Origin of the sequence: Sphaerobacter sp. (genome assembly GCF_019683595.1) — a bacterium.
Taxonomy (GTDB): Bacteria; Chloroflexota; Chloroflexia; order Thermomicrobiales; family Thermomicrobiaceae; genus Sphaerobacter.
In genome coordinates this window covers 1-2620 of record NZ_JADGHZ010000307.1, presented here as the reverse complement: position 1 = coordinate 2620, position 2620 = coordinate 1, and the positions used below count along the sequence as shown (strand labels likewise).

Below are 2620 nucleotides of genomic sequence, written 5' to 3'. Positions count from 1 at the left end.
ATCGGGAAGAACATCATCGACACACTGGCGGAGTACGCCCCGAACATCTGGAACGCGATCGAGCACATGGTCGTGCTGGGGCCGCCCGACATTGAGGAGGCCATCGGCATCACCGGCGGCAACATCTTCCACGGGGAGATCACGCCGGACCAGATGTTCGCGTTCCGCCCGGTGCCGGGTTGGTCCGGGTACGAGTCGCCGGTGGAGCGGCTGTACCTCTGCGGCTCCGGCGCCTGGCCCGGCGGCGCGGTGTTCGGCGCGCCCGGCCGCAACGCCGCCCTCGCCGCCCTCGCGGACCTGGAGGGCAAATACGCGTCGTAAGTACGCGCCTAACCCTTCGCGCTGCCGTTGCCCTCGGCGGGTGGCGCGAAGGTTCCTGCGCGGTGGTGTGCGCCCGCGATGGGACGTGCGATAGTCCCCGCAGCCTTCAGGCGCCCGCGATGGGTGGTGGGAAGGTTCCCACGCCGCGGCGTGTGCCCGGGGCGAAAGCCGCCGGGCTGATTAGTGGGAAAGCCCACTGAAGGGGCTGGGAAACGACGGGGCACATCCCGGTCACACGGTGTTCGCCGGTCGGCACGTGCCCGGGGGTTATGGGGTTTGGTAAACCACATAGATGCGCGCGGTCGGTCTGTGCCCGGGGCTCAAGCCCCGGGCTGACAAGGAAAGCCGGCTGAAGCCGGCTGGGGTACGGCAGGACTGGCGCCTCGGCAGGATGGATCCCGCCGCCCGGCATGCGCCCGGCGGCATTTGCCCCGGGCACGCGTCGCGGCGTGGGAACCTCCCCATCACCGACCCCGGAACAGGATTTCCGCGATGGAATCCTCTCGCCGCCCACCCCCGGCACGGGCCACGACGCCGGGTCCTCATGCCGCCCATCCCGCGTCCCAACGCCGACGCGGAACCAACCACGGCGCGCCTGACGCCGCGCCATACCAAAGCGGCAGCTCGGGCCGCCGCATTCCACAGCCGGCTCATGACGAAATAATCCGGCACACCGACCGCCCCGTTCCCAGCCGGCTTTAGCCGGCTTTTCATTGTCAGCCCGGCGGCTCTAGCCCCGGGCACGTACCACGGCGCGGGAGTCGCCGTGCCACCGATCCCCACCCGTGCCACGGCGCTCGGTCCTCGCACCATGCACCATCTATCCCAGGCACCTGCCACCGCCGGAGCCAGATCATGTTCGGTCAACCCGAGCGGCGTCCCGCGATGTTGGAGTGCGGCGGCCTGAGTCACCGCTTTGGGAGGAGGCGGTCGCAACCGCCGCTTCCCCGCGTTGCGAGTCCGCTCGGTCGGTCGAACCGAGAGGGAGTCGGGTCTGGATGGCGAGGAGCCGCCCGCTTCGCGAAGCGGGCGGCTCCCGTTGCGATTGCGCGTCTAGGCGGGTCTTACGCGTGGCGCGGCCCCCGCCAGGCGCGTGGCTGGCTACTGGGCGGCTGCGCCGACGCGGGGCATGATCTCGCTCGCGATCAGCTCCAGGGCGGGGATATCCTCCTGGTCGAGTGTCTGCAGGAGGATCCCCTGGATGCCGACCGCTTCCCAGCTCTTGATCCGCTCCACTACCTCGTCCGGGGTGCCGACGAGCCAGTTGCGCTGGCGAAGCCGATCCGGCAGCTCCTCGACCGGCACCTCCTGCAGCGACGGGATGATCTGCTGCATCCGGCGGGCGCGCTCGCGCAGCTCGGCTTCATCCCGGCCCACGAGGTGGGCCAGCATGATGGTGCGCTCGACGGCGTTCGGATCCCGCTGCGCGTCGGCGCAGGCACGCTCGAACTCGGCACGGAGCGCCTCGTAGTCCTGCGGCGTCATGCTCGTGACGTTCCACTCGTCGGCATACGTCGCGATGATACGCAGCGACCGCCGACCCTTCCCGCCGATGACGAGGCGTGGCCCGCCCGGCCTCGTGGGCGTCGGGCGGCAGACGGCATCCTCTAGCCGGTAGTAGCGGCCGTCAAAGCTGACCCGCTCGCCGGTGTGCAGCCGCTGGATGACTTGGATGGCCTCGTCGAGGCGGTCGAACCGCTCGCGGATCGGCGGGAACGGGATGCCGAAGGCCCGGTGTTCGACCTCGTTCCACCCCGCGCCGACGCCGAGGTCGAAGCGCCCACCGGAGAGGCGGTCGAGCGCCGCCGCGTTGCGCGCCAGCTCCACCGGGTGGCGCCAGGTGATGGGGGACACCATTTGGCCGAAGCGCAGGCGCTCGCTGCGCACCGGCACCATCGTCAGCGACGGCCAGAGTTCCAGCGAGTCGCGCTCACCCGTGGCAATCGTCGAGAACAGGTGGTCGGAGCGCCTGAGCCACGTGAAGCCGAGCCGGTCCGCCGCGGCGATGATGGCCTCCCAGCGCTCCCAGGTCAGGCCCTCCTGGGCCTCGATCATGATGCCGAGCTGTACCAACGCGTGAACCTCCCCTCGTAGCCGGTCGTCGACCGCTGGCACGGCACGAACGCGTCCAGAGCGACCCGTGTGCCGTGACGGGACGATCATCGCGCATCCGGGCGCGGTTGGCGAGCGGGGTGGCTGAAAACGCCAGGTGGCTCTGACGCCGCGAGGGGCGCCACCCTCGCGGGCCAGAGCCACCTGGCGGCGCGCCCACCCCCGCCCGCCCGGGGGCAAGGAAACG

The 2620-nt window shown here is 70.7% G+C and carries 1 protein-coding gene and 1 pseudogene; one reads left to right on the top strand and one right to left on the bottom strand.

Features of this window, described 5'->3' with window-relative positions:
* Positions 1–321, top strand: a pseudogene (locus IRZ30_RS16950) (NAD(P)/FAD-dependent oxidoreductase); the annotation flags it as partial.
* A gap of 1101 nt (positions 322–1422) precedes the next feature.
* On the opposite strand, the gene IRZ30_RS16945 reads toward IRZ30_RS16950, so the two are convergent.
* A complete protein-coding gene (locus IRZ30_RS16945; protein ID WP_294086873.1) occupies positions 1423–2394 on the bottom strand; it encodes a TIGR03560 family F420-dependent LLM class oxidoreductase in 972 nt (323 codons plus the stop codon).
* Positions 2395–2620: the final 226 nt, after the last annotated feature.